Annotated in this window: 6 protein-coding genes; 3 read left to right on the top strand and 3 right to left on the bottom strand. The window is 51.6% G+C overall.

Going from position 1 to position 6,643, the window contains the following annotated elements:
- Window positions 1–380: 380 nt before the first annotated feature.
- Window positions 381–935 (bottom strand): hypothetical protein, encoded by a 555-nt coding sequence (locus tag FJ146_18905; GenBank protein MBM4254042.1) that lies wholly within the window; start codon window positions 933–935, stop codon window positions 381–383.
- A gap of 331 nt (window positions 936–1,266) precedes the next feature.
- On the opposite strand from FJ146_18905, the gene FJ146_18900 reads away from it, so the two are divergent.
- The gene (locus FJ146_18900) at window positions 1,267–2,052 is read left to right on the top strand and encodes a class I SAM-dependent methyltransferase (protein ID MBM4254041.1); all 786 of its coding nucleotides are present in this window, start codon (window positions 1,267–1,269) and stop codon (window positions 2,050–2,052) included.
- Window positions 2,053–2,101: 49 nt separating this feature from the next.
- On the opposite strand, the gene FJ146_18895 is transcribed toward FJ146_18900, so the two are convergent.
- Entirely contained in the window at window positions 2,102–2,641 is a 540-nt protein-coding gene (locus FJ146_18895) for a hypothetical protein (GenBank protein MBM4254040.1), read from the bottom strand.
- A 162-nt stretch (window positions 2,642–2,803) separates the two neighbouring features.
- Complete coding sequence (locus FJ146_18890; protein MBM4254039.1) at window positions 2,804–4,081, bottom strand: hypothetical protein; 1,278 nt, start codon at window positions 4,079–4,081, stop codon at window positions 2,804–2,806.
- Window positions 4,082–4,428: 347 nt separating this feature from the next.
- Between FJ146_18890 and FJ146_18885 the strand changes: the two genes are divergently transcribed.
- Entirely contained in the window at window positions 4,429–5,712 is a 1,284-nt protein-coding gene (locus FJ146_18885) for an FAD-dependent oxidoreductase (protein MBM4254038.1), read from the top strand.
- 460 nt (window positions 5,713–6,172) lie between these two features.
- On the top strand, window positions 6,173–6,511 hold the full coding sequence (locus tag FJ146_18880) for a MerR family DNA-binding transcriptional regulator (protein MBM4254037.1): 339 nt from the start codon (window positions 6,173–6,175) through the stop codon (window positions 6,509–6,511).
- Window positions 6,512–6,643 lie beyond the last annotated feature (132 nt).

Raw genomic sequence — 6,643 nt, 5'->3', positions numbered from 1 at the left:
ATGCACGATGTCCCCTCCAAGTGTTAACTCGCGGAGACTGGCATTTTCTTAGCCTAATTGGAAACGACATGGTCGGACATCTGATCTTGAAACGTCAACATGCAAGTAGATCAGGTTAAAAAATTTAAGTCCTTGAGGGCTGCCTCTCTGGTTGCCGCTGCGCCGGCGCAGAGGGGAGGGAGGCGCGGAGAAAAAATCCAGAATCTGACCACTCGTAATGAAGCGGCGGGCCGGGCAGTCAAGCGGCCCACCACTTACGATGATTCCAATTAGAGGGACCGTAATCTACGGCACGTGGTTGCTGTTACGATCAGCGGCACCAGCCACCCTTCGATTTGTCAGGCGACATGAGACTGAGCTCACTCGCTCAGTCCACTAAACTACTTCATGTTTTTGCTGTTTACTATGCTTACAAGAACGCTATCGGAGTCTTTGGTATCAGTGCCAAGGACACTGCCAACGATGCGGTCATGTAGCGTGTACCGATACTGGCGATAAACAACTTGCAACTCGTAATTGCTATCTAGAACTAATTCTCCGTCACTATCGATGTGACCGATGTGGAAGAATGCTCCGTCAGATAGCCGCTCCCGAGCAATGACTGTGTCGCCGTCACGGAAAAGCGACGTCATACTCAGAGCCCCGGGCACGTCCTTGATCGCTACTGGCACCACTTTTTCGGTGATCGCCACATTCTCTTCCTGTCCCGAAGGCAGCACCACATCAGCAGTGATAAGTAGCTGAATGCGTTGATACAGCCCGGTCGTAGTGTCAGCCACGTCCTCAACCGCGACTCTGAGGTTGTCGACGGGTGTATCAGTGATGACCTTGTGTTCCTTATGAATGGCGGCGGCACTAACCGGAGCGAAGAGCGCGGTGGACAGTGTTATGGCAGCGAGCGCGCGGACAACTGCTAAAAAAAATGAGTTATTCATCGCTTACCTCAATGGATTAAGGTTTAAGTAGAATTAAATCATACCAATGCAGTTTATATTACTTTTTATACAATTCAATTATAAACAAATAATATTTATTATTTTGTAACTATCGCTAAGTAGAGCTCGACATCACAAATCCCGAGCCAATGTGACCTCAACAGGAGCGCGTCCCTCCGGTCCGCTGGAGAGAATGACTCAAAAGCGAGACTCTCGCACCTGCACTGTCCGGGGCGTGGCGGGAGCCGCGCTGAGGTCATTATTATGACATTGTGCTAGGCTATTTCTATACATAATACGCCGACTTACCAGCGACCTACGGGAATCATGCATGATATCACCGCGTCAAAATAAAGAGTACGAGATCACTTTTTTTGACAGTGTCGCGGCAAACGGACACTATGAATTGCTAAGCGAGTCCTTATATTCGACCATCTTTGCGACGATGAGGCGACAAGAACTCCTGCCGGAAGGCGCAGCTCTCGAGTGCGGATGCGGCACTGGGGCCTTTGGCCGGCGCTTTCTGAGCGAGTTCCCCCAAATATCCACAATTGTTGGCGTAGATATTTCGCAGCGTATGATCGACGTATGTCGCTCGCAAACCATTACGCGCTACGATCCATTAGTAGGTGACCTTGAAGATCGGTCACTTTTCAGCCCTGATCAGTTTTCTATGGTCATTTGCCCGTTCATTTTACATCACTTCCCTACGATCGACCTGGTGACAGCAAACATCAGCCACTGGACCAAACCATCAGGGCTACTTGTGCTTATTGAACCCAATGGATCATCACCCGTCAGCCGTCTCTTCAAGTCGACCAGAAGAATACTTGAGCGTTTGCTGGGTCCAGAGTGGGTAATCAAGCATAGACTTGCTACTCCCAATGAGACCGATCATCCAGTCCACAGATATCGGGATTCGCTGAAAAAAAATGGCTACGAATTAGTAAGTCTCCGAACGTTCACTATTTCCCAACGCATTAAAGATCCCGCATCTTTCGCGGGGATCATCTCTAGGGCTAGATGGATCCTCATCAAACTGTTCGATCGGATCTTACGTGGCACCGATTATTCCGGCTCCACAGTACTTATCATGGCCAAGAAGCTTCAGGGATAACGATGGCGACGCGGCATTGATCTTGCCGCAGTTTTTTTCAACCGAATTTTTAGATTTTTACGATCCTGACGAACACACTGTCAAAGTCCTCGGTGTTACCGCCTAGGACAGTACTCACGATGCGGTCGTGCAACGTGTAGCGATACTGACGGTAAACAACACTCAGGGAGTATTTGCTATCGAGCACTAGTTCCTGGTCGCTATTTATGTGACCGATCGGAAAGTATGCGCCGTCGGCTAGCCGCTCCCGCGCGATGACCGTGGTCCCGTCACGGAAAAGCGGCGTCATACTCAGGGCACTCGAGGTTTCGTCGATAGGCACAGGCACGACATTCTCAACGATATCGACTGGCTCTTCTTGCCCCGAGGGCAGCCGCGCTTCTGCCGTGATGTGCAGTTGGATGCGCTGATAGGGCGCGATCGCCGGGCCGGCTATGTCTTCCACTTCGACCTTGAGATTATCGACGGGGGTCTCGGTGATGATCTTGTGCTCAGCCTTGGCAGCGGAGCTGACCGAGGCGAAGAGTGAGGTTGCGAGGGTCAAAGCACTGAAAATGCGAGCGACTCGGACAAATCGTAAGTAAATCATTGCTTACCTCAAAAGATATAGGTTTTATGCAGACTGAGGTAATTTATATTAATTTTTATTATTATCAATACTAGCTAAACAATGATTGTTGTTATTTTGTAACAAGGGGGATGCTGACCCCCCCCACTACTAAAGCACCCTCAGAAAGAATCACAGCTTCCGTTACCGAACCGCACAGTCCAGAGGTGCATTTTTACACGTGGAGATAAGCTCAGAAAATTCTTTGGCTTTAGTCTCCAGATCAGCCTTAACCGAAGCGACTGCGGCCGAGACCGTATCACCCTTGGTTCCCCAGGTCACTAGGTCTCGGTAAACAGCCCGTGTGGTGTGAGCGAAGCTGTCATAATCCTGGATGTACCTGTTATTGTCGAGGCGCCATGTGCTCATGATCAGATCGGCAATGCGCGTGGCGTCGTCGCCGAACTCTTGATCAACAATGCCGCGAAACACTGTTGGACGGTACCTGTCGACAACGAAGTGTATAGGCGCACGCGGCAAAGATTCGTAATTGATCGCGTCGCCGATACCACGTAGCCGCGTGTAGCAGTCTTGGTAGTCGCTAATCTTGCTGCCGCACTCTACTTTGAATCCATGTTGAGTCCCTTCGATCCGGGTGAGCTCGGGACTGATAGTACGGGCTACATCATCGCTTAGGCCCGAGGCCCAAAGAGTGGCGATGAATTTCACGTCGTTGGGCGTGTTGTAATACTCAGGTGCGACTTCCCGATTTTGACTGATCGCTCCTTTGAGCCGTATCGCATCTTGACCATTGGAGAAGACGCCATGAATAACGAAATCGGTCACAGTGCCACCGAGAATTTGGTAGACATAGCTATTGCCGCAGTTGGCGGTGATATAGTTAGCGACTAGCTTGCTTGCTTTTGCCTTGTCAGGCTCGGATTCGTAAAGGGCAAGGCTTACCTCTTTAACATGTTTGCCGAATGCCGTGACTTGGAAATTTTCGTGCTCAACAGATCTCTCCACACGTAATTTCGAGCGCGTTAGCATCGCACGTGAATGAAAGAGCGTCCCTTCCTTCGATATTGTGGCCAACGTTTTAAGTAAATCGGACTCGCCAGCCTCAAAGTCGAGTCGGTAGTCACGAGCAACAAGGTGCGCGCGTTCAGGCACAAGAGACGGTGCCGTCGTCCAATCCGCCCATGCCAGCGGCTCAGTGGAGAGCACGCTGCCTAGTTGCGCTGGGTCGAATCTGTCGTCTTCGAATGTAGGTAAACCAGCCATCAACGTCCCGACCTCAGTCAACACGGCTCTAGGGGCAAAGCAGGTCCCCTTTGCCGGCAATTGGGAACTGATGAAACCAGAAAACATCTGCGGCGCTAGTGTTGCTTCTGCGGCACTCAGAGGCCGAGAGTCTGGTCGTCCACCATGACATGCAGCTAATACGAACGAAGCAAAAACGATCTCTTTCAACATATGCACGAATGACCTCAATGATGGCAACGGCAACGATAGCCGTCAGTTTCAACACTAAACCGCCAGACGCGGTGATGATCGCCCCCCAAAGCAAGGACCGTGCCAAGGAGGCAGTCGGCGCAGGGGCTCCGGTTCCTGTTACTAATTTTTGATTGTTAACATAATTATTTTAACGTTTCTATTAAAAAGCCAGCTTAAGGGGGTTAATGATTGATAGCCGCGACGTGGGCGTGAACGGTCACATTTCTATACCGGTAAAGGCTAAAGAAGTGGATCAGTTTATGCACCCTCATTTGTGAACCAGTCGTAAGACGCGCAGTCAGGTTTGCGGGTCACGAGGAAAGGTTGGTCTTATGGGAGCAAGAAGTCCGCTCAAGGATAAGAAGCAACGTATAGCCGTCATCGGCGCCGGGATGGCCGGTCTGACTGCCGCGCTCGAGCTGCGCCACCGCGGTTACACAAACGTTGATATCTTTGAGAAAGAGTCTGACGTCGGCGGCAAGATTAAAACGACCGTCTACCAAAATCGGCCGTATGAAATGGGAGCTATCATTTTCTCGCGACAGTTCCGCATGATATCTGAGCTTGCTGCAACCTACCATCAAGAGCACTTTGACGCTGCCACGCCGTCCCTCGTGCAAAAGGACGGCAAGCTCTGGACCTATTTCGATTTCATCAGAGATCGTTGCGGGATTCTGAACTTCACACAAGCCGCTCGCCGCATACTGACCTCTGCCATGTGGCGCGACAGCAAATGCCAGGAGGCTGGCTTTGGGCAAAATGCGCCCACGCTCTTTAAGACCATGAGTACATTCAGCGAGAGTGCGCACATCGCGCCAGCAGTTGGGTGCATCCAGTCGTTCATGACGGGATGTGGCTACGGTTACTATGACGAGATCCCGGCACTCTATCTCATGAAACTGGCACCCATCGTCGTGAAAGACCTCGTCGCATGCGGTTTATCCTTCGGACTTCACCAGAGCTGGCAATTATTTACCAAGGGTTGGCAGCAGCTTTGTCGCGATATGGCAGCTGACCTGAGAGTTCATCTCAATAGCCCGGTAAGCTCTGTACATCGTCAGCACGGCTCGCCCATCAAGATCACAACGAAGGGCTCAAGCGAGCTGTTTGATACTCTCATTATCACGGCACCCGTCGACGCTGTGCTGGGATTTCTAGACTGTACGGAGCAGGAGAGGCGCCTCTTTCAACGCGTCAGGTATCTGAGGTATATGGTAACCTTGATAGAGGCGGAGGGATTAGTGACGGCAAGTTTTGCAGACCATATATCCGCGTCCTCTGCTGGGCATATCAATTTCCTGGTACAACCCTATCCTGACACTAATGTTTTTTTGGTTTATCAGCTATTAACAGATACGATCACGGCTGACGAAGCAACTGATCTGGCCTCGGCCGATATCAGCAAGATCGGTGGACGCGTCCTCAAGCTAATTACGCGGAAGGAGTGGCGGTACTTCCCTCATGTCGGTCCCAAGGACTTGGCTGCGGGCTACTACCCAGCATTGGAAGGGCTGCAAGGTGAGCAGGCCACCTATTACGGGGGGTCGCTCTTTGGATTTGAGACGACGGAGCATACCGCCTTGTATGCGCGCGCTTTGATACGCAGGTATTTTTGATGCTGGCGTGGGAACGCCCAAGTGGAGACGACGATGCCCCAAACAAAAACTCTGGCTACACAGCTGAGGGATGGTTTTAAGACCATTATTGCAGCCACGCACGCCGTGACTAACACAGTGGAGGCTATGCACCATAGTATTGCATCCGGGCCCCGCCTACTCAATCGACCGTTTGAGCCACTCTATAAGGTGTCTACAGCACCAAGCTACAAAGCGATCCGGCATATCGTGCACGCCGTCGGCCAGGGTATCGACCTTGGACTAGCGAAATTAAGCCCACTGATCCAGCATCCAGAGCTGAAGTCTGGCCCCCTACTCGCAGCAATCAATGGGGTGTGGGGAGACCGTCTCGCCGATCAACATAGCTCACTAACCATTGAGATGACCCTACTGTACAGGGGCTGGCTACAGCTAGCCAAATCCTCACCTAAATGTGCCCATTCAATAGCTTACGCCCGCCATGCCGATAGGACGCTGGGAGGTATCGCCTATGTATTTGTCAATAGGTCAAGCGAGTCGGGCACTTGGCACATCCATTTCAACGCTGCGCCGGTGGGAGCAAGAGGGCACTATCGCGGCGGCGTACCGGACGCCAGGCGGACATCGTCGCTACTCGCTACGCGTCCTGCAAGACAGCTTGGGCCTTATCGCGGATGTGAGCGCGCGTATCACGGTCGCTTACGCTCGGGTGTCATCGTCCGACCAAAAGGAGGACTTGGCGCGCCAAAGGCAACGTCTTGACGACTACTGCTCGCGTGAAGCTGAAAATTACGAGGTCATTGACGACTTGGGTAGCTGACTAAACTACAAAAAGCGCGGTCTCAAAAAACTGATTCACTTGATTCTCGGTGGCCGCGTGGACCGGCTGATTCTCACTCACAAGGACCGATTGCTGCGTTTCGGAGCTGAGATCATTTTTTACCTATGCTCT

Source organism: Deltaproteobacteria bacterium (assembly GCA_016874735.1).
Taxonomy (GTDB): Bacteria; Bdellovibrionota_B; Oligoflexia; order Oligoflexales; family CAIYRB01; genus CAIYRB01.
Note: the sequence above shows the minus strand (reverse complement) of the source record. Positions and strands in the feature narration are given on the sequence as shown.